The organism is Rhodopseudomonas telluris, from assembly GCF_042432815.1.
Lineage (GTDB): Bacteria > Pseudomonadota > Alphaproteobacteria > Rhizobiales > Xanthobacteraceae > Rhodopseudomonas > Rhodopseudomonas telluris.
In genome coordinates this window covers 754252-779174 of record NZ_JBHLWM010000008.1, presented here as the reverse complement: position 1 = coordinate 779174, position 24923 = coordinate 754252, and the positions used below count along the sequence as shown (strand labels likewise).

The following is a 24923-nucleotide window of genomic DNA, read 5'->3' as shown; positions in this document are numbered from 1 at the left end:
CGGATTCCTCCTCATTGATCAGGTTCCCGGGATGCCGCAGGGTGGGTTCCATCCGGTTCCCGATTCCGAGCCCCTCCAATGGCGGTCTTCTTCATCCTGTTCGCGGTCATCTTTGGAGCGACTGCGGCGGTCTTTTCCAACGCGCATGGCCAGCTCTATTACGGCACCTTATGGGCCGTCAGCGCCTGCGGGACGGCGCCGTTGTTTTGCGATCATCCCGAGTACCTCGCTTATGCGGCTGGCGGCTGTCTCGTATTGGGCCTCGGCGCCGCGCTGGGCGGCGCACTCAGCTCCTGATCGCCGTCAATACGTCACGCCGCTGTCGTGATCGCGCCGCCCGCGGCGTTGTCGACAATGACCGGACTATCGAACCACGAGATCACCGGCTCGGCGCCGTATAGCTGCGCCACCCGCGCGCGCCATTCACCTGCGTAGGCAGCCTCGGCCACCTGCCGGTTCTCCCACAGATACACCCCACCCGCGGTGCGGCCATCCTCGGAGCGGATGTAGTACTTGCGGATCAGCCCGGGCATCTTCTGGTACTTCGGCGCACTGCTCTTGAAGCGCCTCGCCGCTTCCTCGAGGCTGACCGGCTCCGTCAGCGCGAACTGCACGATGGTGGTGATCATGGACTTTCCTCCGTCTCGGGACGATGCCGGTTCGTGCCGCACTCCCACCTATCTGCCGTGAAACGTCGGCTTGCGGCGCTGCAGGAAAGCGGCGACGCCCTCCTTGTGATCGTCGCTCATGCCCGCCAGGGCGAACTGGTCGAGGTCCATGTGGCTGGCGAGATCGTCGAGCGCATGCGCCAATCGGTTGACGGTGAGCTTGGTCATCGCCACCGACATCGGCGGCTGCGCGGCGATCTTCTCCGCAAGCGCCATCGAAACCGCGAACGCCTGCCCCGGCTCGGCCAGGTGCTCGACGAGTCCCCAAGCGTAAGCCTCGTCGGCGCCGATCTTGTCGTTGGCGAGGATCACCGCCTGCTTGGTGCGCGCCGGACCGATCAGATGCAGCATCCGCGGCACGCTCTGCCAGCTCATGTTCATGCCAAGCCCGATCTCCGGTACGCGCAGATGCGCGTTGCGGGCCATCACCCGGAAGTCCAGCGCAACGGCGAGCGCAACGCCGCCGCCGACGCAGAAGCCTTCGATCGCCGCGATGGTGATCTGCTCCATCTCCTGCCACGCTCGCGTCAGACGCGGCCCGAGCTTGAGATGCCGGCGCAGCGCGCCGAGATCCATCTCGGCGCGGCGGCGGCCCTCCGGGTCCTTGAGATCGAAGCCGGCGCTGAATGCCTTGGCGCTGCCGGTCAGCACCACGACCGAGGTGCCGCCATCGTCCTCGAAGCTGCGCGCCGCATCCGTTAATTGCCGCATCGCCTCCGGCGACAGCGCATTGATGCCGTCCCCCCGGTCGAACCGCACCACGGCGATACGGCCCTCGGGTCCGAGCCCCCGCTCGATCGTCACGAACTCTCCCAACGCGCGCTCCCATGTTGTTTTGCGCATGTTGGGCCAATTTCGCGGCGCCGCCAAGCGGCGCAGGGGCGGCCTATTTGAACGCGTCGGGAAACCGCATCGTGGTGCCCAGCGTGATCCAGCGCGCGTTCTCGCCGGTAATGTTGTGGCCGACGATCAGGTCGAGCGAGAAGATCTCGTTCGGCCGCCAGCGCACGCCCGCTTGCGCGCGGGGTCGAACCTTGCCGACGGTGTCAGGCGCGCCTGAGATGCCGAACGCTTCCAGCGTCAGTTGCAGCGTGTCGGTGAACTTCCAGTCGAAGCCGGCGCCGTAGCTGAGGTAGTGCTGATCGATGATGCGGTCCCAGTACCAGCCGCTGTTGAGGTTGACGCGCATGCTTTCCGACAGCCGGTAGGTTGCCGGCAGCGTCACGAACGCAACGGTGCCCGTCCCGCTCGCCGCATCGATCGAACCGCCGGCCTCGACGGCGAGGCCGAAACGGCCGATCGCCGTCGGCACCAGCACGGTCTTTGCTTTCGGCGACAGCGTCGTCGACCAGTCACCGTCGCTACGGGCGCGGTTGGTCTGCAACGTCAGTTCGACCGGTCGCCCGAGCCCGACCACGCACGACGGGTTGGCGACCGCCGAAAAGTCGGTATTGGTCGCGCTGGAAAGCCAGCTCTCCAGTTTGCACGAACCGAGGTCGGAGATGTCGGTGGCGTCGACCGCATAAGCACCATTGGCCGCCCATGCCTCCCCCGACATCAGCAACGCGATGCCAGTGAGAGCAAGGCAGATCAGGACGACTGCGCGTGTGAACGGTGTCATGGCCGAGGAATAGCAGAGTCCCGGCTCGACAGCTCGCTGGACTTCCGCCTATCCTCAGCCTCATGCATGCACATGATGATCATCACCACGACCATTCCCACGATCACGACCATTCAGAACTGTCGGAAACGGAACTGCGTGTCCGCGCGCTCGAAACCATCCTGACCGAGAAAGGCTACGTCGACCCGGCGGCACTGGATGTGCTGATCGAGACCTACGAAACCAAGGTCGGGCCGCGCAACGGCGCGCGCGTCGTCGCCAAGGCCTGGAGCGATCCGGCCTATCGCGAGCGGCTGCTGCAGGACGCCACGGCGGCGATCGCCGAGCTCGGCTATACCGGCCGCCAGGGCGAGCACGTCGTGGCGGTCGAGAATACGCCGGCGACCCACAACATGGTCGTGTGCACGCTGTGCTCTTGTTATCCGTGGTCGGTGCTCGGCCTGCCGCCGGTCTGGTACAAATCGGCGGCCTACAGGTCGCGGACCGTCAAGGAACCGCGCGCGGTGTTGGCCGAATTCGGCGTGACGCTGCCGGCCGACACCGCCATCCGCGTCTGGGATTCGACCGCCGAGATCCGCTATCTCGTGGTGCCGATGCGCCCGGACGGCAGCGACGGCCTCAGTGAGGATCGCCTCGCCGATCTCGTCACCCGCGACAGCATGATCGGCACCGGCCTCGCCCGTTCGCCGGCGGAGATCGCCTGATGGATGGCGCGCACGACATGGGCGGCATGGACGGCTTTGGCCCCGTGGTGCCGGAGCCCAACGAACCCGTGTTTCACGCGGCATGGGAACGCCGCGCCTTCGCGTTGACTCTGGCGATGGCACGGCACGGCGGCTGGAACCTCGACATGACGCGGTTCGCACGCGAGAACCGCTCGCCGGCCGACTATCTGTCGAAGAGCTACTATCAGATCTGGATCGCCGGCCTCGAAAAGCTGATGGCGGAGCGCGGTCTGGTGACGCCCGACGAGATCAGCGCGGGCCGGCCGCTGCATCCCCGCCGCAACCTGGCTCCGCTACGCGCCGACGAGGTCGCGCCGATGCTCGCGCGCGGCGGGCCGACCGATCGCCCGACCGCAGCACCGGCCCGTTTCAAGGTCGGCGATCGCGTGCGCGCCAGGACGATGCACCCACGCACGCACACGCGGCTGCCGCGCTACGTCCGCGGCCATGTCGGCGTCGTCGAATTGCTGCACGGCGCGCACGTCTTCCCCGACAGCAACGCGCTCGGCAACGGCGAGCAGCCGCAGTGGCTGTACACCGTGACGTTCGACGGCCGCGAAATTTGGGGAGACGAGGCCGAACCGTCGTTGCGCGTTTCGGTCGACGCCTGGGACAGTTATCTGGAGCCGGCGTGATGACGGCCAATATCAGCGCTCCTGCGCTCGCGGCCCTGCCCGGTCTGCCACGCGACGACGAAGGCCCGGTGTTTCGCGAGCCGTGGGAGGCGCATGCGTTCGCGATGGCGGTGACGCTGCACGCGCGCGGCCTGTTCACCTGGCCCGAATGGGCGGCGGAGCTCGCCGGGGAGATCACCCGCGCGCAGCAGCGCGGCGATCCCGACACCGGCGATACGTACTATCAGCATTGGCTCGCGACGCTGGAGCGGATGATCGCCGTCAAGGGCGTGGCCAGCGCGGAAACGCAGGCGCAGTATCGCGATGCCTGGGATCGCGCAGCCGACCGCACGCCGCACGGCCGGCCGATCGAGCTGACGCCGGACGATTTCGGGGCACGCTCCTAAGCCCACTGGCGGCGCATTTCGGATTTCCGACAAGTTGAGCGGTTTTGCGCCGCCGCCGTTAAGGTTGATGTTTCAAAAGCGGCGCCAACGGCTCCGGCATCAACGATCTCGGCACATCGATGGGTCATTGTGGATCGGCCCCGCTTTGGTTCGGCGGCGGCGGTGGGCGCGGTGAGTTGAAGGTCGATGTTGCAGCTTGAGACGTGCGAACGGTCCATCGGATGGGCGGCGAGAACCGCTGACCGCTACGTGGCGGAATGCTCCGATGACGTCGGCCGGTTCCTGTCACGCGTCACGGCGCTCGGCCCACAGTCGGCGGTGACGCCGTTTCAATCCGTGAACTGGCTCGCTCCCTGGCTCAGCGTGCTGGGTCCGTCGGCCGACGCCGAGCCGCTGCTGGTGACCGTCCGGGACAGCGCGCGCGGCGAGATCGCGATGCTGCTGCCGCTGGTGCTGCGCCGGTTCTACGGCGTCACGCTGGTCGAGTTCGCCGACCTCTCGGTCTCGGACTATGGATTTCCGCTGCTCGGCCCCGCCGCGCCGGAAACGCCGGCCGCGGCCGCCGAAGCATTCGACGCGGCGTTGGCCGCGGTGCCGCCGGTCGATGTGGTGCGGCTGTGCAATCTGCCGCGCACTGCCAACGGACGCATCAATCCGCTCGCGCTGCTGCCCAACACGACACGCGGATCGGTCCGCAATGTCGCCCTGCTGCCGGCGACCTGGGACGATTACCTCGCCGCGCGGCCGCGCAAGTTCCGCAAGGCGCTGCGCCAGCATCACCGCGCCTTCGACGCGCATGGCGGATTTAGGGTGCGCATGATCACCGATCCGGCCGAGGCTGGCAGTCTGCTGGATCGGCTCGACGATCTGCAGCGGGCCAGGATTACGGCGCGCGGCAGACGCTACGTGCTCGACCGACCGGCCTATTCGAACTTCTATCGCACCGTCCTTGCGCATGGCGCACAGCAGCGGTTCGCGATGCTGTCGGTGCTGGAATCGTCCGGGACCGTGGTGGCGATCGCCTACAGCCTGCTGCATCAGCAGACCTGCACCGCGGTGCGGCTGGCGCATCTTGGCGGAGAATGGGATCGATGTTCGCCGGGCATCGTGCTGGTCAGCGAAATCGTCCGCTGGCTGATCGAGAATGGCGTGCGCCGGCTCGACCTCGGCGCCGGCGGCTACGATTACAAGAAGCGGCTCGGCTGCGAGGCGGAGCCACTGCTGAGGCTGGAAAGGCCGATGAGCATCAAGGGCCGTATGGCGCTGTCGGCGTGGACGACTTTCGCGGGGCGCCGCGCGCTGCTTCAGTCGCTCGCCGCCAGTCCCTCGTAGAGCAGCTTCTTGAACGCCGGGCCAACCCGGCCGCGCTCCGTCTCGGTCTGCTCCATCAGGATGTAGATCAGTCCCAGCTGGCGATCGACGCCAAAATAGGTGCCGGCGCCGCCATCCCATTTCAGCTCGCCGAGCGAACCCGGAGGCGGCGGCTTCGCTTCGCCCGGATCGGTGCGGACCGCGAAGCCGTAGCCGTAACCGAACCCGTCGCCCGGGAAATAGAAGTAATCGCGTTCGACGCCGGAGCCCGGACCGATGTGATCCGTGGTCATCGCCGTAAACGCCGCCGGGCTGAGATAGCGCCGGCCGTCGAGCTCGCCGCCGTTTAGGATCATGCGGGCGAAGCGCGCGTAGTCGGTGATGGTCGAAACCAGCCCGCCGCCGCCGGATTGCCATTCCGGATGCGCCCGGCGCAGATGCTCGGCGCGGTTCAGCACGACATCGTCCGGCCGCGGCTCCGCCATCCGCGCCTTCTCGGCGTCGGTCTCCAGCACGTATTTGGTGCTGGTCATGCCGAGCGGATCGAAGATGTGCTGCTTCTCGAACTGATACAGCGTCTGCCCCGAAATGATCTCGATGATGCGGCCGAGCACATCAGTGGAATGACCGTAGCGCCACAGCGTGCCGGGCTGCCGCGCCAGCGGCAGCCGCGCAATCCGCTCGGCAAAGGTCGCGTTGTCGAAGGCGCCGGCAAAGATGTTCGCATCCGTATAGGCCTGCCGGATCAGCTCGCCGCCGATATAGCCGTAGGTGATGCCCGAGGTGTGGCGCATCAGGTCTTCGACCGTCACCGGCCGGTTCGGCGGCACGCGCTTCAGCGCCGGTTTGCCGTTCGCTACGCTTTCGACGCCGACCTGAACGTCGGCAAAAGCCGGAATGTATTTGGAGACCGGATCCTGCAGCGAGAGCTTGCCGGCGTCGATCAGCACCATCGCGGCGACGCTGGTGATCGGCTTGGTCATCGAATGCAGCGCGAACAAAGTGTCAGGCGTCATCGGATGGACCCGCGCGGAGGTGCGAAAACCGAAGCACTGCAGATACAGCGGATGGCCGCGCTGCTCGACCAATGCGACCGCGCCAGGCAATTTGCCGGTGGCGATCTCGTTGTCGAAATAAGCGGTGACGGCCTTGAACCGGCCCTGTGCCGAGGCCGTCGCATCTGCGTCGCAATCCGCTGCCGCGACAGGCGTAATCGCCTGCCAGACGAGCACCAGCGCCGCGAAGCCGAGCTGCGCCGGAGCGCGTGATTTGAATCGAGTGGGCAGCACGACATCCCTTGGCTTGCCGATGATGACGCGATCATCGCGATCGGCGCGCCGGATGCTATCATACGCAGGGATGATGCTGATGACGTCTGCGCGAGCTAGCCCGCGTTCGCCTGATACTCGCGCCAGCCCTTGGCGCGCAGCGCGCAGGCCGGACATTCGCCGCAGCCATAGCCCCAATCGTGCCGCGCGCCGCGTTCGCCGAGATAACAGGTGTGAGAATCCTCGCGGATCAGGTCGACCAGCGCGGTGCCGCCGAGGTCGTGGGCAAGCTGCCAGGTCGCGGCCTTGTCGCGCCACATCAGCGGCGTGTGCAGCTTGACGTCGCGCGCCATGCCGAGGCTGATCGCGCCCTGCAGCGCGCGGATGGTGTCGTCGCGGCAGTCCGGATAGCCGGAGTAATCGGTCTCGCACATGCCGCCGACGATGTCGGCGATGCCGCGGCGATAGGCCAGCGCCGCCGCGAAGGTCAGGAAGATCAGATTGCGGCCGGGCACGAAGGTATTGGGCAGGCCGTCGGCCCCCATCGCGATCGCGACGTCCCGCGTCAGCGCGGTGTCGGAAATCGCGCTCAGTGTCGGGATCGCCAGCGTGTGGCTGTCGCCGAGCTTCGAAGCCCAATCGGGATTGATGGCGCGAAAGCCGTCGAGCAGCCTGTCCCGGCAATCGAGTTCGATGGCGTGGCGCTGGCCGTATTCGAAGCCGATGGTCTCGACGCGGGCGAAGCGCGACAGCGCCCAGGCGAGGCAGGTCGCGGAATCCTGCCCGCCCGAGAACAGCACCAGCGCGGTCTGGTCGGAATGCGGTTCGGTCATGCGGCTGCCTCTAGCACCGCGCGCCGCCGCCGCCAAATCACGGTGATTTTCGCTGGGCCGCCGGGCACGCTTGCGGCATAGGAGGACATCGCCGCCTCACTCCGGACGTTGCCATGACCCCTTCCCGCGATATCTCCCGCCTGATCGAAATCATGGCCCAGCTCCGCACGCCGGGCACCGGCTGCCCGTGGGACCTGGAGCAGGATTTCGCGACGATCGCGCCCTACACGATCGAGGAAGCGTTCGAGGTTGCCGAGGCGATCGCGCGCAACGACCTCGAGGACCTGCGCGACGAACTCGGCGACCTGCTGCTGCAGGTGGTGTTTCATTCCCGGATCGCCGAGGAGCGCGGCGCCTTCGCGTTCGGCGACGTGGTCGAGGCGGTGACCCGCAAGATGATCCGCCGCCACCCGCATGTCTTCGCCGATGCTGACGGCAACATCACGCCGTCGCATGTCGAGGGCGTGTGGGACCAGATCAAGGCCGAGGAGAAGGCCGAGCGCGCCGCTCGCCGCGGCAACGTCGAGCCGGCGGCGAATTCGGTGCTGGCCGGCGTCAAGGCCGGGCAGCCGGCGCTGTCGCGCGCCATGGAGCTGCAGCGCAAGGCGTCCAAGGTCGGCTTCGACTGGAACGATCCGCGCGAGGTGCTGAAGAAGATCCGCGAGGAGGCCGACGAGATCGAGGCGGCGCTCGACCGCGGCGACAAGACCGAGATGGCCGAGGAGACCGGCGACCTGATGTTCGCGCTGGTCAACCTCGCCCGCCACACCGGCGCCGATCCCGAGATGGCACTGCGCGGCACCAACGCCAAATTCGAACGCCGCTTCAGCTACATCGAGCGCGCCCTCGCCGCGCGCGGCCAGTCTCCGGAGACGGCCACGCTGGCCGAAATGGACGCGCTGTGGAACGAGGCGAAGACGGAGGAACCGTCCCCCACGAGATAAAGCTGCACGCGCCGGTTCCGTTCGGCCCAGCGACACCCTATCTCAAGCATAGGTGTAACCAGCAAAGGGGGCGGCGCAGGCGCCATGCTATCGGTGGAATTGGCAATCGTGGTGACGTTGATCGTCGCCAACGGATTGCTTGCGATGTCTGAGCTGGCGATCGTCTCCTCCCGTCCGGCCCGGCTGGCCCTGCTCGCGCAGAAGAACGTCCGCGGCGCCAAGCAGGCGCTCAAACTGTCCGAAGACCCCGGCAAATTCCTCTCCACCGTGCAGATCGGCATCACGCTGGTCGGCGTGCTGTCCGGCGCATTCTCGGGCGCCACGCTCGGCCAGCGGCTGACCGAGTATCTCACCGCGCTGTCCGTGCCGTTCGCCGATATTCTCGGCTTCGGTCTGGTCGTGGCGTTGATCACCTATGCGACGCTGATCGTCGGCGAACTGGTGCCCAAGCAGGTCGCGCTCCGCAATCCGGAGGCCGTCGCCGCGAAGGTCGCGCCGGCCATGGCGCTGATCGCCAAGATCTCGCGGCCGCTGGTGTTCGTGCTCGACTTCTCCGGCAAGGCCATCCTTGGCCTGCTCGGCCAGAGCGGCGTGATGCAGGACAAGATCTCCGAAGAGGAGATCCACAATCTGGTGCTCGAGGCCGAGACTGCCGGCGTGCTCGAGCCGGGCGAACGCGAGATGATCGCCGGCGTGATGCGGCTCGGCGACCGGCCGGTCGGCGCCGTGATGACCCCGCGCCCGGAGGTCGATCTGGTCGATCTCGGCGACTCGCTGGAGGAGATCCGCGCGGCTTTCCTCAACAGTCCGCATTCGCGCCTGCCTGTCACCGACGGCGACCGCGACGATCCGATCGGCATCATCCAGGCCAAGGATCTGCTCGAAGTCTATCTGCGCGGGGACAAGCCGGATCTGCGCGCCCTGGTGCGCGACGCGCCCGTGATCCCGTCCTCGGCCGACGCCCGCGACGTGCTCGCCACGCTGCGGCAGTCGTCGGTGCACATGGCGCTGATCTATGACGAGTTCGGCGCCTTCGAAGGCGTCGTCACCACGGCCGACATTCTGGAGTCCATCGTCGGCGCGTTCGGCAATGAGGAAGGCCCGCCCGAGCCGGCTGCGGTGCGCCGCGAGGACGGCTCCTATCTGATCGCCGGCTGGATGCCGGTGGACGAGTTCGGCGATCTGCTGCCGGTCTCGGTCCCGGCGCATCGCGACTACCACACCGTCGCCGGTCTGGTGCTGCAGCATTACGGCGCCCTGCCCAACATCGGCGACAAGTTCGAGTATCAGGGCTGGGAGCTGGAGATCCTCGATCTCGACGGCCGACGGATCGACAAGATCCTCGCGACTCGGATCCCCGACGTCGAGGCTGCGGCGTGACCATGCCGGCCGGCACGGCGCACAGCCGCGCCCGGGCACTGACGGCCGTGCGCGCTGCGCACACCGCGATCTGGGCGTTCTTCGCCAGTTCGATCGTACTGATCCCGATCGCCACCTTGCGCGGCGAACTCATCGCCGCGCTGTGGATGAGCCTGTTCGTCTGGGGCGAAGTCCTGGTGCTGTTGCTGAACCGGATGCGCTGCCCGCTGACCAACGTGGCGGCACGCTACACCGAGGACCGCGCCGACAATTTCGACATCTGGCTGCCGCGCTGGCTCGCCCGTCACAACCAGCGGATCTTCGGCACCCTGTTCGCCGCCAGCCAGCTGCTGCTCGGCCACGCGCTGCTCAGCGACTAAGAGGGGTTCGGCTCCAAACGGCAGCGGCCGCCTGGTTGCCCGAGCGGCCGCGCACGTCCCCCACCCGCTGACAACCTCAGAACGGAATATCGTCGTCCATGTCGTTGGCGCGGCCACCGCCGCCACCGCCGGTCGCGGCGACCGGACGGCGCGAGCCGCCGCCCGAGCTGTAGCCGCCCGACGGGCCGCTGGAGCCGAAGTCTCCGCCGGAATCATCCGAGCCGTAGCCGCCGCCACCACCCGCGCGGCCGTCCAGCATGGTCAGCACCGAATTGAAGTTCTGCAGCACAACCTCCGTGCTGTAACGCTCGGCGCCGCTCTGATCGGTCCATTTGCGTGTCTGCAACTGGCCTTCGATGTAAACCTTCGCACCCTTCTTGAGGTACTGCTCGACGACCTTGCACAACCCTTCGTTGAAAATCACCACGCGGTGCCACTCGGTCTTTTCCTTGCGCTCGCCGGTCGCGCGATCGCGCCAGCTCTCCGAGGTCGCAATCCGCAGGTTGGCGATCGGCCGCCCGTCCTGGGTCCGCTTGATCTCGGGATCGGCGCCGAGATTCCCGACCAGGATCACCTTGTTCACGCTTCCCGCCATCGCCGTCTCCTTCAAATTCGAATCGCCTGCGCGCACCGCGCGGCCCGCCCGGCCGGGCACTCCATCTGTCCCGATAGCGCTTACGCCGTCCGCCGCCCATCCTCGGATGGCAGCACAGCCCCGTTATCCACCGGGATCCTACATATACGTTCCAGCTTTGTTCTCGCCAAGACCAGAAATGCCGATGGCAAAGGGACTTCTGGATTGCCGCGAAAGCCGGACCGCGCCGAGGATGGTTTCGATCGGTATTTCGATGCCCGCAAGCTGCCGATTATTGCTGGAATATCAGGGCGTTTCGCGGTCTCACTTGGTCCGCAACTGTGACTTTTCGGAGACGGCATTTTTCGCGGAACCGGCTATAGTTCCATGGTCAATTCAAAAAAGGCGCTAGCGCCGGGCGGCATTTTGCGGGGGACGCAGCCGCTCAGGGGATAACCGGGGTCATTACGATGAAAAAGCTTTTGCTCGGCACTGTGGCATTGATCGCTCTGGGTGCGGCGCCTGCGATGGCGGCCGACCTCGCGGCCCGTCCTTACACCAAGGCTCCGCCGGTCATTGTCGCGCTCTACAACTGGTCCGGCTTCTACATCGGCGCCAACGGCGGCTGGGGCACCAGCCGCAAGAGCTGGGATTTCTACACTCCCGGCCTGCTCAGCGAAGGTTCGCACGATGCGTCGGGCGCCACCGCCGGCGGCCAGATCGGCTACAACTGGCAGGTCGGCGCCTGGGTGTTCGGCGTCGAAGCGCAGGGCAACTGGGCCGACTTCAAGGGCTCGAACGTCAGCCTTCTCGGCCCGGCCACCAACCAGTCGAAGATCGAAGCCTTCGGCCTGTTCACCGGCCGCGTCGGCTACGCCTGGAACAACGCCCTGCTCTACGCCAAGGGCGGCGCCGCAGTCGTCAGCGACAAGTACAGCTTCATTCTGCCGAGCGGCGCCATCAGCGGCACTGCGTCGGAGACCCGCTGGGGTGCGGCGGTCGGCGCCGGCTTCGAATACGGCTTCACCCCGAACTGGTCGTTCGCGGTGGAATACGATCACCTGTTCCTCGACAAGAAGGACGTCACCTTCACCAACACCGCGGTCGAGCGCATCAAGCAGGACGCCGATATCGTCACCGCCCGCATCAACTATCGCTGGGGCGGCCCGATCGTCGCGAAGTACTAAGCTTCGCCACATTCCGAGACACAAATTCGGAAACACACATTCCGAGACACAAAAGGCCGGCCTCGCGCCGGCCTTTTCGTTTGCGCGGATCTCGGTCCGTTTTGGGCGATGCTCCACTGCCATCCATGCAACCGTGAGGCAACAATCTGGTTGATGGTCGCAGCTCGGCTCTGGAAATTGCTTGTCGTTCTTCCTATGTTCCAGGCTCAGCTCACACGGGTGATGGCCTGACTGCTCCGGCCGCGCCCAACTTGCGCCCTTCGCGTCTGGACCCCCTGCATGGATGAAGTGATCAAGGCGAAGCGTCAGCCGCCGCAACAGCAGCCCGCAGCCTCGAGCCGCACCGCCATCACCATTCGCGGCGCCCGCGAGCACAATCTCAAGAACGTGGACGTCACCATCCCGCGCGACAAGCTTGCCGTGTTCACCGGCCTGTCCGGCTCCGGCAAGTCGTCGCTGGCGTTCGACACGATCTACGCCGAGGGGCAGCGCCGCTACGTCGAATCGCTGTCGGCCTATGCCCGACAGTTCCTCGAGATGATGCAGAAGCCGGACGTCGACCAGATCGACGGCCTGTCGCCGGCGATCTCGATCGAGCAGAAGACCACCTCGAAGAACCCGCGCTCGACCGTCGGCACCGTCACCGAGATCTACGACTACATGCGCTTGCTCTGGGCGCGTGTCGGCGTGCCCTACTCGCCCGCCACCGGCCTGCCGATCGAGAGCCAGACCGTGTCGCAGATGGTCGACCGCGTGCTGGCGCTGCCGGAAGGCACGCGGCTGTATCTGCTGGCGCCGGTGGTGCGCGGCCGCAAGGGCGAGTACCGCAAGGAACTCGCCGAGTGGCTCAAGAAGGGCTTTCAGCGCGTCAAGATCGACGGCGCCTTCCATGAGCTGGCAGAAGCGCCGACGCTCGACAAGAAATTCCCGCACGACATCGACGTCGTCGTCGACCGCATCGTCGTCCGTCCCGACATCGGCCAGCGCCTTGCCGAAAGCTTCGAGACCGCGCTGAAGCTTGCCGAAGGCCTGGCGGTGATCGAATTTGCCGACGCGCCCGCAGCCGCGGCTGCTCCCGCTCCGGCCGCTGACGAGCCGGCCGACGACGCCAAGACCGACAAGAAGAAAAAGGCCGACAAGAAGGTCGCCAAGATCCACGACAAGACCGGCGCCGAGCGCATCCTGTTTTCGGAGAAGTTCGCCTGCCCGGTGTCCGGCTTCACCATTCCGGAGATCGAGCCGCGTCTGTTCTCGTTCAACAACCCCTACGGCGCCTGCCCGGAATGCGGCGGCCTCGGCATCGAGCAGCACATCGACGCCGACCTGGTGGTGCCCGACAAGGAGCTGACGCTACGCAAGGGCGCGATCGCGCCGTGGGCCAAGTCGTCCTCGCCCTACTACCTGCAGACGCTGACCGCGCTCGGCAAGCACTACAAGTTCACGCTCGACACCAAGTGGAAGGACCTCACCAAGAAGGTCCAGAACGCGCTGCTGTACGGCTCCGGCGATGACGAGATCAAGTTCTCCTACGAGGACGGCGTCCGCTCCTACGACACCAAGAAGCCGTTCGAGGGTGTCGTCACCAATATCGAGCGCCGCTTCCGCGAAACCGAGAGCGAATGGGCCCGCGAGGAGCTCGGCAAATACTTCTCCGACGTGCCATGCGACGCCTGCCACGGCCATCGCCTCAAGCCCGAGGCGCTCAGCGTCAAAATCGGCGGCAAGCACATCGGCGAAGTCTCCGAGCTGTCGGTGAAGGGCGCCGGCGACTGGTTCGCCGCGGTCCCCGGCCTGCTCAACACCCAGCAGAACGAGATCGCCGTCCGCATCCTCAAGGAGATCCGCGAGCGGCTGAGCTTCCTGCTCGATGTCGGCCTCAACTATCTGACGCTGTCGCGCTCGTCCGGCACGCTGTCCGGCGGCGAGAGTCAGCGCATCCGCCTCGCCTCGCAGATCGGTAGCGGCCTCACCGGCGTGCTCTACGTGCTCGACGAGCCGTCGATCGGCCTGCACCAGCGCGACAACGCCCGGCTGCTCGACACCCTCAAGCGCCTGCGCGACCTCGGCAACACCGTGATCGTGGTCGAGCACGACGAGGACGCCATCCGCCTCGCCGACTACGTGCTCGACATCGGCCCCGGCGCCGGCACCCACGGCGGCCACATCGTCGCCGAAGGCACGCCCGCGCAGGTGATGGCCAACCCGAAATCGCTCACCGGCAAATATCTCACCGGCGAGATGTTCGTCCCGGTGCCGGAGCGGCGGCCGCCGAACCATCGCCGCACCCTGAAGGTCGTCAACGCCCGCGGCAACAATCTCAAGAACGTCTCGGCCGAGATCCCGCTCGGCCTGTTCACCTGCGTCACCGGCGTGTCCGGCGGCGGCAAGTCGACGCTGCTGATCGACACGCTGTACAAGGCGATCGCCCGCAAGCTGAACAACGCCAGCGAGCCGCCGGCGCCGCACGACCGCATCGAAGGCCTCGAGCACATCGACAAGATCATCGACATCGATCAGTCGCCGATCGGCCGCACCCCGCGCTCCAACCCCGCGACCTACACCGGCGCGTTCACGCCGATCCGCGAGTGGTTCGCCGGCCTGCCCGAGTCCAAGGCGCGCGGCTACGAGCCGGGCCGCTTCAGCTTCAACGTCAAGGGCGGCCGCTGCGAGGCCTGCCAGGGCGACGGCGTCATCAAGATCGAGATGCACTTCCTGCCCGACGTCTACGTCACCTGCGACGTCTGCAAGGGCAAGCGCTACAACCGCGAAACGCTCGAAGTGCTGTTCAAGGGCAAGTCGATCGCCGACGTGCTCGACATGACGGTCGAGGAAGCCGCCGACTTCTTCAAGGCGGTGCCGCGCGTCCGCGAGACCTTCAAGACGCTGCAGCGCGTCGGCCTCGACTACATCCATGTCGGCCAGCAGGCCACCACGCTCAGCGGCGGCGAAGCCCAGCGCGTCAAGCTGGCCAAGGAGCTGAGCAAGCGCGCCACCGGCCGCACACTGTATATTTTGGACGAGCCCACGACGGGCCTGCATTTCCACGACGTGGCGAAACTACTCGAAGTGCTGCACGAGCTGGTCGCCCAGGGCAACAGCGTGGTGGTGATCGAGCACAATCTCGAAGTCATCAAGACCGCCGACTGGGTCATCGACCTCGGCCCCGAAGGCGGCGACGGCGGCGGCGAAATCGTCGCCTGGGGCCCGCCGGAAGATATCGTCAAGGCGCCGAGGAGCTACACCGGGAAGTTCTTGAAGCCGGTGCTAGAGAAGAAACCGCCAGCGGCGGTTGCGAAGAAGAGGAAGGCGGACGAGGCGGCGGAGTGAGAGGTGGCTTCACCCTACGAGACATAAAAATGCTATACCAATCCCCCCTTTATCGAAGGACATTGACTATCTTTTTCATCTTGGACGTCAGATTTCGATCCTCGATAAGTTTTTTTGCATCCAAATACCAACTGTTGGAGACGCGATAGCCTGTTCCGTGATCAGATCGTGAGGGCTCCTCAATTAGCACCTTATTATCCAGTAATAAGTCAATATAATCGTTCAGAGAATGCTTTCCGTGAACTACTGCATTCTTATATAAGCCTGCGCTCTTCCATACGAAGGCGTTTCCGCGAAAGCCGACTTTTAGCACCTTCATCAGGTTGTCTCGAATAACATCTAATTCCGTCTCATCAGCGACATCCTTCGCCTCGAAAGACGACTGCAGGAGGGGACCAAAGCTGCAATCCGCAGCGAATATTTCTTTGTCCATCTTCTCTGGAATGGCCGATTCCTTGAAGTCTATCCACGAGCGATGAAAAACCTTCTTCGCGCTCCCGAATTCGCAATTCACAATATTTGAATAATTCTCCAAATAGCCATCGTAAATAATTACCCCCTCCAAATCGAGTGGCGAGAACCGCTCAAAGATAGTAAATTTCTCCCAGATATTCCCGGAGAATAAATATGTTAAAGTTTCTCGCCTGTCCGACTTCGTTTGGTCATCGAAGGTTGTCCAATGAATAAATCCGCTAATTGCTCGTCTAAAATTTACACCAGAAGCTGCGTCTCCTTCTGCTAAGCGCCGAAGATCACCGAACCACCGACGAGCTGAAGGCAACCGAGAGTAAATCTTTGGAGGAAGCACCTTGAGAAGCTCCTCAAATAGTGGCCCCTGCCCCCGGTAAAGATCGGCCATGAATTCCAATGGAGGGCCGACCGAAAAGACACCATCACGAATCCTTCTATAGAGAAGACGCGATTTGAAAAAATTCGCAAGAGAATCGTATTTAAACTTCACCGCCCCGTCCGTGTACTGCAAGAATGGATTGCTGTGCAATTTATTTGACGACAAGCCACCATCTAAACGACCGCATAGAAGAACATAGTCAGACAAAAGTTCTGTTGTGATCGACATTTGAGGTGAACGAATAATATCAATCATGATTTCGAAGAAATCGTCCGACTTAATAGCACCTAGCGACTGTTTAACTATCTCTCGATCAACTATTTTCTTAACCAGCACATCTAAAGGACCACCAAACTCGAAGTAGCTAGATCCTGAATATTCGGATATTTTTTCGGTAGCGGGATCCTCAGATAAGTAATCACAAATAAGGGATGCGTAGAGGGGAATGGTGATAGCCTCGCCTTTATCCGCCTTTGTAGTGCGAAACTCAGCCAATAAGCGCTGAGCTGTCGAGATGTCTTGGGAGCCTAATCGATTGCTGAAGTATCGATCCGTATCGTTCTTTGTGAAGCCCCTAAGTCGAAGCACAGAAACATAGTTCAATCGCTCAAATCGTTCGATTGCGTAATCACGGACGGTAAGGATAACGAAGACGCGATGAAAGCAGTCCTCCAACTCTTGCAAAGATTCCATAAAGCGATCGAATATGAGACTACCTCCTAGGTGAGATTCAAGCTCATCAAATCCATCTATAATTAGGACAAAATTTCCACATGACAGGTTGATCTCAAAGTTCTGAATTTCAACTGAGGCCTCATCCCCTATCGAGCTGTTTGTTACGGCAAGCTTGTATAGGTCAGACACTGATGTAACTGGATCGTGTGTCGCGATATCTCTGAAGTCCGTAGCCGAGATGAAAATAACTTTCTTCTGGCGATTCGAATTTACGAAGCTATGCACGTGATCACAGAACGTTGTTTTACCGATCCCTGCCGGCCCAGTCACGACCTGAACCGGGTTACATTTATGCGCCTCATCGAGAACTAACCGTGTGTAGTTGATAGAATCGATTGAGCTGATATTGCGATCTCCGACGCTGATTTGAAGTTGCGGCTCCAGAGTCTGAGGAATAAAAGAGGGAACTTCAGATTGCATTGTCTGAATCTTACGAACGGCGTCGGGCAGGCAGTTTTTCCAGACAAATTCATCGAAGTAGACGACATCCGGCTGCCTCTTAAGAAGCCATGGATTCCGCAAGCTTTCGATAATGTCGCCGATCGACTTCTTTCGATCTACGGCGTCGCCGGTGTTTCGGTAAACGCGAGGCGTAACGATCGACAGGCTATCCGGCGGCCGATTGCCGAGCTCATTCAGCAGATCGACGAGACACCGTTCAATTGCGCTTCGAGATCTCAGGAATAGAAAACCGCGCGATAAACCTCCGCCAAGATCTACGGTTACATAATCGTAAAAGAGGCGACTGGCGCTCTCCTTTCGTGACAGAAGCGGCACCACCTCCTGCCGAGGAAAGCATAGTCTCACCACAACTTCAGATCGAATTTCTTCAAATTCGTGCTTCTTAAGCGTTCTTTCGGACAACAAATGCCGAAAAGAGTCTGGCAATTCGGGTGGGTCTAAATCGCTCTCTCCAAAGAAGCCAATCCGAATAAGTGCCACTAAGTGCTCGTCTAGACGCTCGCGAGTGACTTGTACCGAGCTCGCCGGTCCGTCATGGGAAAATAAGTTACCCACATCTCTAAGGAAGTCTGCATGCAATCTAAATATCTTCGCTTCGCCTGGCCCCTCTCTGAATTCAACGACCTGCTTGGCGTCGCTGACTAGCTTGACCAATTGCTCACCAGGCTCTCTTGTCGCGCCCAATACAATCGCCTTGCAGATCGCTTCTGTTGCCTTCCTGTAAGTATTAGCGACGTCCGCCAGCGGTCGTGATTTGTTGGAATCCAGTTCGCCTAATAGCTTGGTAAGGCGCTGAACAGTTGCAATATATTCGGACTGTCTGATGCTCATAATAGTTGCGTTTCATTTTGAGAGGCTATCCAAGATTTCTGTCCCAGTCTGCCCTCAGATAGGTAGATCACGAAGGCATTGTCTCGCTTGGACGATAGAAACAAAAGACCGACCTTGCCTCGTCTTTTGTCATATTGACAAAGCACCATCCGGCGCCATGCAGCTTAGACTCAGTGTGTCGGACTGCGGCATTGGACTGCTTCCGGATGAAGATTTGAGTAGCCGCCGCGACTGATGGTTTCTAAACTCACCCGCTATGACCCGCCTCACCTCCCTCACGCTCGCCGTCGCGCTCGCGCTCGTTCCCCTCACCGCATCGGCGGCTTCGCCCAAGAAGGCCAAGCGGGCGCAGAGTCAGGGCTTCCTGCCCGGCTATGTGCAGCCGCCGAGCAATTCGGTGCCGTTGTTCATGCAGAAGCTCAACCGCGAGCAGCTCGCCATGATGCACCGGCGGCCGTGGTACATCGACCGGACGCCGGAGTATTATCGCTGGAACGGCGGCTGGAGCGGCGAATGGCGCTATCTCGGCCGGCCGGGCTTCTATCGCGGCCGCTACAATGGCGGCAGCATCGGGCCGTGCTGGACGCAGACGCCGATTGGGCCGGTGTGGAATTGCGGGCGTTGAGCGATGCCGGGCGCGCGAGTAAGCCCGGGCCTCATCGGCTCAGCCACATTCGGACATCTTGAACGCGGCCTGTAAGTCGCCGCGCCGATGCCGGCGGCCGGCTAGACCAGCTTCCGCCCGAGACGGATCATCGGGGTTTCGAGCCAGCGGAAGCTGAACAGGCCGACGACATTGGCCATGACCATGCAGGCGACGAGCAGGATCACCTCGTAGGCAACGCCGCCGAACGGCAGCACCACCATGGCGCGGCCGATCGCCGAGGCGACCAGGACGTGCGCCAGATAGGTCGAATACGACGCGTCGCCGAGGCGCATCATCCAGGACGGCAGCCCCAGGCGCTGGTGCAGTTCCAGCCCCGCCATGCCGTACACGATCGCCGCGCAGGGCAGACCAATCAGTCCAATCCGCAGCCAGAGCCCGTCGCTATAGGTGAGCGACATCCTGTCGGGCGTGAGGCCGATGCTCGCGAGCAGCGCGACGACGCCGACCGCCAGCACGACAGCGGGATAGCGAGGACCGAAGCGTCGCAGCGCGAGGGCGACGAGGACGCCGCCGATGAATTCGAATGTCAGCGGATTGACCGCCAGCGCCAGCATCGGAAAGCTCGCTTGGTTTTGCGCCTCGGCGGGAAACAGCAGCCACACCGCCCCGATGATCCCAGCCCACCCGGCGACGGCTACGGCATAGGGCAGCCGCAGCGCGAGGATCAGCGCGAACACCACGTAGAAATAGGCTTCGTGGATCAGCGTCCAGCCGACCGCGAGCAGTGGGAACGTGCTGCCGGGGATCAGCAGATACGAGCGCCAGATCGACGGCGCCTGGTCGAGCGCGCTATTGACCCATTGCGGCCGGATCAGCGACGCGACCAGCACCAGCGTGGTGTAGAACCAATAGGGCGGCAGGATACGGACGGCGCGCGCTCCGGCGAAACCGGTCCAGCTGCGGGTGGTCAGCGACGCCATAATGAAACCGGAGATGACGAAGAAGACATCGACGCCGAACACGCCGCCGTCGAACCAGCCCGGCAGCAGCACGACGCCGTGGTTGTACTTCCTCTCGATCACCGTGAGATGGGCGAGCAGCACGGCATTCGCCGCCAGCGCGCGGAGCGCCTGAATGCCGTCGAGCTTCGTCGCGGAGCGAACGATCGTTGCGGCGTCGGTGGTGCGGCGCAACGGCAGAGTCACATCGGCAGGCATGGCTGATATCGGCGGTCCGCTCTGGCGTCGTAACACGAGCTGTGCGAGCGCGCCTTACGCCGCAACTGTACCGAGGCGGCGCCGGGCTGACAATGCCGTGGCCGCTTTCCATGCGAGGCGCGCGTGATGCCCGCTGATGGACGACATCGCCCGATGATCGCCATGTCCCGCCGTGCGGCTTGTGCCGGCACACGGGACGCCGACCAGCGGCGCCCTCGCCACCCCGCGGTTCCCGGTTGCGGCGGCCGCGCGAAGCGGGCCTAGTGGCGCCATGACGCTCCTGGATCTGAAAGCCTTCCTCCGCGAACTCTACGAAGGCGCCTCGCCGCGCGGCGTGGCGTTTCGATACGGCCTGCTGGCGTTCGACATCGTCACGGTGCTGTTCATCGTCGGCACCTCGTTCCTGCCGCCGCACGATCTGATCGAGACGCTCGACATGGTGTTCGGCGCGTTGATCCTGATCGACTTCGTGGCGCGGCTGTATGCCAGCCGCCGTCCGCTGAAGCAGTTCGGCCGGCTGGCGACCTGGGCCGACATTGTCGCGATCGTGTCGTTCCTGGCGCCGCTGCCGGGCGAAGCCGGCGGGTTCCTGCGCATCCTGCGCACGCTGCGGCTGCTGCGCGACTATCAGGTGCTGAACCGGCTGCGCAGCGACAGCAGCTTCTTCCGTCGCCACGAGGAGGTGGTGATCGCGGTGGCCAATCTGGCGGTGTTCATCTTCGTCATGACCGGGCTGGTGTACGAGACCCAGCACTTCCGCAATCCGCAGATCGCCAACTACGCGGACGCGTTGTACTTCACCGTCACGGCGCTGACCACGACCGGCTTCGGCGACATCACGCTGCCGGGCACCGCCGGCCGTCTGATCACCGTGGTGATCATGATCTTCGGCGTCACGCTGTTCTTCAACCTGGCGCGCGCGCTGATCAGCCCCAACAAAGTGCGCTTCCCCTGCCCGACCTGCGGCCTGCAGCGCCACGATGCGGACGCGGTGCACTGCAAAGCGTGCGGCACCATTCTCAACATTCCGGACGAGGGCCTGGCCTGATGCAGTCCAGCACCGCGCCTCAGGGATTTCCCGTATTGCGTCCGGCGTCTCCCTATGGCTTGAAGCGCGCAGCCATCCAAAGCGGTGCGCATTGCAGCCGTGACCGGCTTGCAATGCCGCACCACCCTTGACATGAGCGGACGCGACAACACCTGAAGGCCACGGCGCTGCCGATGCCGCAGGGACCACAGCCAGCACGGCACATACAACTTTAAGGGGGACGCCATGAGCGGGACCACAACCGCGGCCGACGTGCGCGACAACAAGGCGCAAAGCCGCTTCGAGCTCGACGCCCATGGCGAGGTCGCCTTCGCGAGTTATCGCCGCTCCGGCGGCCGCGTCGTCATCACCCACACCGAGACTCCCGCCCCGCTGCGCGGCCGCGGCATCGCCTCGAATCTGGTGCGCGGCGCGCTCGATCTGATCCGCGCCGATGGCCTGAAGGTGACCGCCGGCTGCGGCTTCGTCGCCGACTATCTCGACACCCACCCGGAATACGCCGACCTCACGGCCTGAGCCGGGCGTGGCAGGCCGCCTCGCACGATGCGGCCTGCGCCGGCTCAGACGATCTTGATCGACAGGTCCGGCAGGCCGTCGAGCTTGGCGAGCAGCACGTCGCCCTTCACCACTGGCCCGACATTCTCCGGCGTGCCCGAGTAGATGATGTCGCCGGCCTTCAGCTCGAACGCCTCCGACAGCTTGGCGATCTGCTCGGCGACACTCCAGATCATCTTCGACAGATCCGAATTCTGCCGCACGGTGCCGTTGACCGCGAGCGAGATCGCGCCCTTGTCGAAATGCCCGGTCTTTGCGACCGGATGGATCGGTCCGATCACCGCGGCGTGGTCGAAGCTCTTGCCGATCTCCCACGGCTTCTTCTGCGCCGACATTCCGTTCTGCAGATCGCGCCGCGTCATATCGAGACCGAGCGCATAGCCATAGACGTGCTCGAGCGCCTTGTCGGCCGGGATATTGGTGCCGCCGGATTTCAGCGCCGCAACCAGTTCGACTTCGTGATGATAGTTCTGCGTCAGCGATGGGTACGCATGCTCAGCGGTCTCGCCGGGCGCAACGTTCTGAATCGCGTCGGTCGGCTTCTGGAAGAAGAACGGCGGCTCGCGGTTGGGGTCGGAGCCACGCTCGATCGCATGCGCCGCGTAGTTGCGGCCGATGCAGTAGATCCGCCGCACCGGAAACACGCCGCTCTCGCCGGCGATCGGAATGGTCACGGCCGCAACGGTGAAGATCGGCTGCGCCACGGGCGCGGCGGCAGCAGGCCGGCTGTCGATCGCGGCGCCTGCAAGCGCGAGCGCGCCGCTGGCCAGCACGGATCGGCGGTCGAGCATGGTCATGAAGTCCTCCCAGATTTGTTGGTCGCCCGGCTTCTTGTCGTCCGGGCGCCACCACCTCAGCATCAAACACCGCGGCGTGCCAGATCTTCCGAGCCGCGAACGCGGAGATTTTTGCGACGTGTCGGTTGCAAGGACGCAGGCTGCAAAAAAAGGAGGCCCGCCGAAGCGGGCCTTCCCGACCGAGTCCGACGGGACCGCGATCAGTGCTTGATATCGGCGGGCAGTTTGCCGCCGTTGGCCGCGAGTTTGGTCATCACCTGCTTGTGCAGCCAGATGTTCATGCTGGCACTGTCGTTGGTGTCGCCGCTGAAGCCGAGTTCCTTGGCGAGTTCCTTGCGGGCCGACAGGCTGGAGTCGATGTCGAGCGCTTTCATCAGGTCGACGATGGACGTCCGCCATTCCAGTTTCTCGCCCTTGTCGGCCACGGCCTTGTCGAGGATCGGCGCGACGTCGACGGACTGAGTGGGAGCCGTCTGCGCCGGTGCGCTTCCGGCGCCCGCGGTCGTCGTCGAGCTTGCGGTGGGCGCGCCGGGCGTTGCAGCATCCGCGCTGCTGCCGAAAATCGCGCTCATGATCTTGCCGAAAATGCTCATGGTTCCTCCAGGTGGATGGGTGACGACCCGACGTGACAAACCTGCCGCGTGCGGGACGTGAAGCTACCGCGTTGCAGTGAGCTTGCCAAATATGGCAGTGCGATGAAGCTCAGGCGCTGCCGCCGATGTGAAGTAACTGAACAAATCACACCAAGCGCCTCGCTGCTTCGATCGCACCGCAACAACTAACTAAGCAGCCGCACATTGGTTCGCTCTCACCGAAGCGTGACGAGCGCCGCCCCGGAATGCCGCTAAGCTTCACCCACAGGTCGCGGCACGCTCGGTCACAAGACCAGTTCGGAAGTTGCTCTCGCGTCTGGTTGATTGATCCTGATCGTTTCCGCGAACCAAGCCGGCCCGCCCATCGAGGCGCAAGAGCCGGTTCGCAACATGTATCAACATGGGAGAAACGAACATGGCGACGATCTACCCTGTCGATATTTCCGGACCTGCGGCGAGTCCGGCGGAGCCGATGGTCCATCGCCTCAGCTTCGCCGACCTGCACGACGCGCTGCGGCGCGGCTGGGAAGATTTCAAAGCGGTGCCGAGCCACGCCATCCTGCTGTGCGTGATCTATCCGGCGCTCGGTCTGGCGCTGGCGCGGTTCGTGCTGGGTTACTCGGTGCTGCCGCTGTTGTTTCCACTCGCCGCCGGCTTCGCGCTGATCGGCCCATTCGCCGCGCTCGGGCTCTACGAACTGAGCCGCCGCCGTGAGGCCGGTGAGGACATTTCGGCGTGGCACGCCTTCGACGTGATGCGCTCGCCGTCGTTCGGCGCGATGCTCGGCCTCGGCGTACTCCTGCTCGCCGTCTTCGTCGTGTGGATCGCGACTGCGCAGGCGATCTACGTCGCAGCTTTCGGCTATGCGCCGGCCGCAGCGATTCCCGACTTCGCCACGCAGGTGTTGACCACGCCGGAGGGCTGGACGCTGATCCTCATGGGTTGCGGCGTCGGCCTGCTGTTTGCGATCTTGGCGCTGTGCGTCAGCGTCGTATCGTTTCCGATGATGCTGGATCGCCATGCCGGCATCGCGGAGGCGATCGCCACCTCCCTGCGCGTGACCGCGCGCAATCCCCTGCAGATCGGCGCCTGGGGCCTGATCGTCGCCGCGCTGCTGGTGTTGGGATCGCTGCCCGCTTTCCTGGGCCTGGCGGTAGTGATTCCCCTCCTCGGCCACGCAACCTGGCACCTCTACCGCAAGGCGGTCGAGCCATCCGCCATGACGCCGCGGATCCGGCCGTCCCGCCGGATTCGGCGCTCAGCCGCCGATTTCCCGGCGACCCTGCTGCAGTGGAAGCCTCGAAACGATTCCTGACGGTTCCGTCGCTCCCTGCGAACTGCCGCCGCTGCTGCGGCTGCGCTGCGGCGATTGTGCATTGCGACAGATCAAACGCCTCCCCTGTATGAATACGAGTTCATTATGCGTTTAACGCATAGAATATATTGGGATTGAGGAGGAGCCTTTAACCCGCCTCCGATGGCAACGGAGCAATTTTTCCTCTTTTCCTTCGCTGGCCTGCTCCAGATGTGCCCTTTCAGCGCAGACATGTGAACTATATTGCCGCATTTGGCGCTATGTGATCGAAGTGTGATCCCTCTTAACGGAATGACTGCGGGCCGCGAGCTGCGCGGAAACGGTTAATCATTCCTTGTTGAAGGTATGCCAATATCGCTTAGCTGCGGTGCAACATTTTCGCTGCTGGTTTCGACGAGTCACCCCTATATTTCGATCAACGGTTCGCCCCTCCAAGGACTGAACCGCGACATAAGGAGACTTCGTCATGTTGCTTTCGCTCATTCGCGCCCTTCGCGCGTTCCGCGACTATCAGCGCAACCTCGCTGAACTCTCGCAGCTCAGCGATCGCGAACTGGCCGACATCGGACTCGACCGCTCGGATATCCCGCGCGTGGCGTCCGGTCACTATAATGGCTGACCGTCCGAACCGACCCGTTCACGGATGACGCCCGCATCACTGCGGGCGTTGTCGTATCTGGACCTCGCGATTGCGG

At 63.7% G+C, this 24923-nt stretch carries 25 protein-coding genes; 15 read left to right on the top strand and 10 right to left on the bottom strand.

The genetic code is table 11. From position 1 onward, the window contains the following. Window positions 1-78: 78 nt before the first annotated feature. Window positions 79-297: a hypothetical protein gene (locus ACFFJ6_RS21060; RefSeq protein ID WP_378391500.1), complete on the top strand. Its 219-nt coding sequence runs from the start codon at window positions 79-81 to the stop codon at window positions 295-297. Between the two features lie 14 nt (window positions 298-311). Here the strand turns inward: ACFFJ6_RS21060 and ACFFJ6_RS21055 are convergent, their stop codons facing one another. From ACFFJ6_RS21055 to ACFFJ6_RS21045, 3 genes are read right to left on the bottom strand one after another with little or no spacing between them, the layout of a single operon-like run. Further along, on the bottom strand, window positions 312-629 hold the full coding sequence (locus ACFFJ6_RS21055) for a YdhR family protein (RefSeq protein WP_378391498.1): 318 nt from the start codon (window positions 627-629) through the stop codon (window positions 312-314). A 48-nt stretch (window positions 630-677) separates the two neighbouring features. Then, window positions 678-1511, bottom strand: coding sequence for an enoyl-CoA hydratase/isomerase family protein (locus tag ACFFJ6_RS21050; protein WP_378391496.1), 834 nt, complete (start codon window positions 1509-1511; stop codon window positions 678-680). Window positions 1512-1554: 43 nt separating this feature from the next. After that, on the bottom strand, window positions 1555-2226 hold the full coding sequence (locus tag ACFFJ6_RS21045; RefSeq protein ID WP_378391494.1) for a PA4824 family protein: 672 nt from the start codon (window positions 2224-2226) through the stop codon (window positions 1555-1557). A gap of 125 nt (window positions 2227-2351) precedes the next feature. Here ACFFJ6_RS21045 and nthA point away from each other — a divergent pair, with 125 nt between their 5' ends. The 4 genes from nthA to ACFFJ6_RS21025 all read left to right on the top strand — a co-directional run bounded on the left by nthA (window position 2352) and on the right by ACFFJ6_RS21025 (window position 5367). After that, a complete protein-coding gene (nthA, locus tag ACFFJ6_RS21040) occupies window positions 2352-2993 on the top strand; it encodes a nitrile hydratase subunit alpha (protein ID WP_378391491.1) in 642 nt (213 codons plus the stop codon). Then, a complete protein-coding gene (gene nthB / locus ACFFJ6_RS21035; RefSeq protein ID WP_378391489.1) occupies window positions 2993-3649 on the top strand; it encodes a nitrile hydratase subunit beta in 657 nt (218 codons plus the stop codon). Before nthA ends, nthB begins: the two co-directional genes overlap by 1 nt. After that, window positions 3649-4035, top strand: a complete 387-nt coding sequence (locus ACFFJ6_RS21030; RefSeq protein WP_378391487.1) for a nitrile hydratase accessory protein — start codon at window positions 3649-3651, stop codon at window positions 4033-4035. The genes nthB and ACFFJ6_RS21030 overlap by 1 nt, the downstream gene beginning before the upstream one ends. Before the next feature lie 249 nt (window positions 4036-4284). Further along, window positions 4285-5367, top strand: coding sequence for a GNAT family N-acetyltransferase (locus ACFFJ6_RS21025; protein ID WP_378391485.1), 1083 nt, complete (start codon window positions 4285-4287; stop codon window positions 5365-5367). On the opposite strand, the gene ACFFJ6_RS21020 is transcribed toward ACFFJ6_RS21025, so the two are convergent. Continuing rightward, window positions 5340-6581 (bottom strand): serine hydrolase domain-containing protein, encoded by a 1242-nt coding sequence (locus ACFFJ6_RS21020; protein ID WP_378392243.1) that lies wholly within the window; start codon window positions 6579-6581, stop codon window positions 5340-5342. The two genes, ACFFJ6_RS21025 and ACFFJ6_RS21020, sit on opposite strands and share 28 nt — an antisense overlap. A 149-nt stretch (window positions 6582-6730) precedes the next feature. Beyond that, entirely contained in the window at window positions 6731-7447 is a 717-nt protein-coding gene (queC, locus tag ACFFJ6_RS21015; RefSeq protein ID WP_378391483.1) for a 7-cyano-7-deazaguanine synthase QueC, read from the bottom strand. A gap of 113 nt (window positions 7448-7560) precedes the next feature. On the opposite strand from queC, the gene mazG reads away from it, so the two are divergent. The 3 genes from mazG (at window position 7561) to ACFFJ6_RS21000 (ending at window position 10130) form a co-directional block, all read left to right on the top strand. Beyond that, on the top strand, window positions 7561-8391 hold the full coding sequence (gene mazG / locus ACFFJ6_RS21010) for a nucleoside triphosphate pyrophosphohydrolase (protein ID WP_378391481.1): 831 nt from the start codon (window positions 7561-7563) through the stop codon (window positions 8389-8391). A gap of 84 nt (window positions 8392-8475) precedes the next feature. Beyond that, entirely contained in the window at window positions 8476-9771 is a 1296-nt protein-coding gene (locus ACFFJ6_RS21005; RefSeq protein WP_378391479.1) for a hemolysin family protein, read from the top strand. Between the two features lie 2 nt (window positions 9772-9773). Next, complete coding sequence (locus tag ACFFJ6_RS21000; RefSeq protein ID WP_378392241.1) at window positions 9774-10130, top strand: hypothetical protein; 357 nt, start codon at window positions 9774-9776, stop codon at window positions 10128-10130. Window positions 10131-10206: 76 nt separating this feature from the next. Here ACFFJ6_RS21000 and ACFFJ6_RS20995 read toward each other — a convergent pair whose 3' ends face one another. Then, window positions 10207-10725 carry a single-stranded DNA-binding protein gene (locus ACFFJ6_RS20995; protein ID WP_378391477.1) on the bottom strand — a complete coding sequence of 173 codons (519 nt, stop codon included), beginning with the start codon at window positions 10723-10725 and terminating at the stop codon, window positions 10207-10209. A 449-nt stretch (window positions 10726-11174) separates the two neighbouring features. On the opposite strand from ACFFJ6_RS20995, the gene ACFFJ6_RS20990 reads away from it, so the two are divergent. Then, complete coding sequence (locus tag ACFFJ6_RS20990; RefSeq protein WP_378391475.1) at window positions 11175-11891, top strand: outer membrane protein; 717 nt, start codon at window positions 11175-11177, stop codon at window positions 11889-11891. Window positions 11892-12170: 279 nt separating this feature from the next. Next, window positions 12171-15218, top strand: coding sequence for an excinuclease ABC subunit UvrA (gene uvrA, locus ACFFJ6_RS20985; protein WP_378391473.1), 3048 nt, complete (start codon window positions 12171-12173; stop codon window positions 15216-15218). 49 nt (window positions 15219-15267) lie between these two features. Here uvrA and ACFFJ6_RS20980 read toward each other — a convergent pair whose 3' ends face one another. Then, the gene (locus ACFFJ6_RS20980; protein WP_378391471.1) at window positions 15268-18096 is read right to left on the bottom strand and encodes an NACHT domain-containing protein; all 2829 of its coding nucleotides are present in this window, start codon (window positions 18094-18096) and stop codon (window positions 15268-15270) included. A gap of 256 nt (window positions 18097-18352) precedes the next feature. On the opposite strand from ACFFJ6_RS20980, the gene ACFFJ6_RS20975 reads away from it, so the two are divergent. Beyond that, window positions 18353-18721 (top strand): hypothetical protein, encoded by a 369-nt coding sequence (locus tag ACFFJ6_RS20975; protein WP_378391469.1) that lies wholly within the window; start codon window positions 18353-18355, stop codon window positions 18719-18721. A 101-nt stretch (window positions 18722-18822) separates the two neighbouring features. Here the strand turns inward: ACFFJ6_RS20975 and ACFFJ6_RS20970 are convergent, their stop codons facing one another. Next, window positions 18823-19920: an acyltransferase family protein gene (locus ACFFJ6_RS20970; RefSeq protein WP_378391467.1), complete on the bottom strand. Its 1098-nt coding sequence runs from the start codon at window positions 19918-19920 to the stop codon at window positions 18823-18825. Window positions 19921-20191: 271 nt separating this feature from the next. Between ACFFJ6_RS20970 and ACFFJ6_RS20965 the strand changes: the two genes are divergently transcribed. Continuing rightward, the gene (locus ACFFJ6_RS20965) at window positions 20192-20968 is read left to right on the top strand and encodes a potassium channel family protein (protein ID WP_378391465.1); all 777 of its coding nucleotides are present in this window, start codon (window positions 20192-20194) and stop codon (window positions 20966-20968) included. A 225-nt stretch (window positions 20969-21193) separates the two neighbouring features. Continuing rightward, window positions 21194-21484, top strand: coding sequence for a GNAT family N-acetyltransferase (locus tag ACFFJ6_RS20960; RefSeq protein ID WP_378391463.1), 291 nt, complete (start codon window positions 21194-21196; stop codon window positions 21482-21484). A gap of 44 nt (window positions 21485-21528) precedes the next feature. Here the strand turns inward: ACFFJ6_RS20960 and ACFFJ6_RS20955 are convergent, their stop codons facing one another. Continuing rightward, window positions 21529-22320, bottom strand: a complete 792-nt coding sequence (locus ACFFJ6_RS20955) for a fumarylacetoacetate hydrolase family protein (RefSeq protein WP_378391461.1) — start codon at window positions 22318-22320, stop codon at window positions 21529-21531. A 200-nt stretch (window positions 22321-22520) separates the two neighbouring features. Beyond that, window positions 22521-22913, bottom strand: coding sequence for a DUF3597 domain-containing protein (locus tag ACFFJ6_RS20950; RefSeq protein WP_378391459.1), 393 nt, complete (start codon window positions 22911-22913; stop codon window positions 22521-22523). A 415-nt stretch (window positions 22914-23328) separates the two neighbouring features. Here ACFFJ6_RS20950 and ACFFJ6_RS20945 point away from each other — a divergent pair, with 415 nt between their 5' ends. After that, window positions 23329-24228 (top strand): DUF2189 domain-containing protein, encoded by a 900-nt coding sequence (locus ACFFJ6_RS20945; RefSeq protein ID WP_378391457.1) that lies wholly within the window; start codon window positions 23329-23331, stop codon window positions 24226-24228. Window positions 24229-24694: 466 nt separating this feature from the next. After that, window positions 24695-24847 (top strand): DUF1127 domain-containing protein, encoded by a 153-nt coding sequence (locus ACFFJ6_RS20940; protein ID WP_378391455.1) that lies wholly within the window; start codon window positions 24695-24697, stop codon window positions 24845-24847. The last annotated feature ends 76 nt before the right edge of the window (window positions 24848-24923 follow it).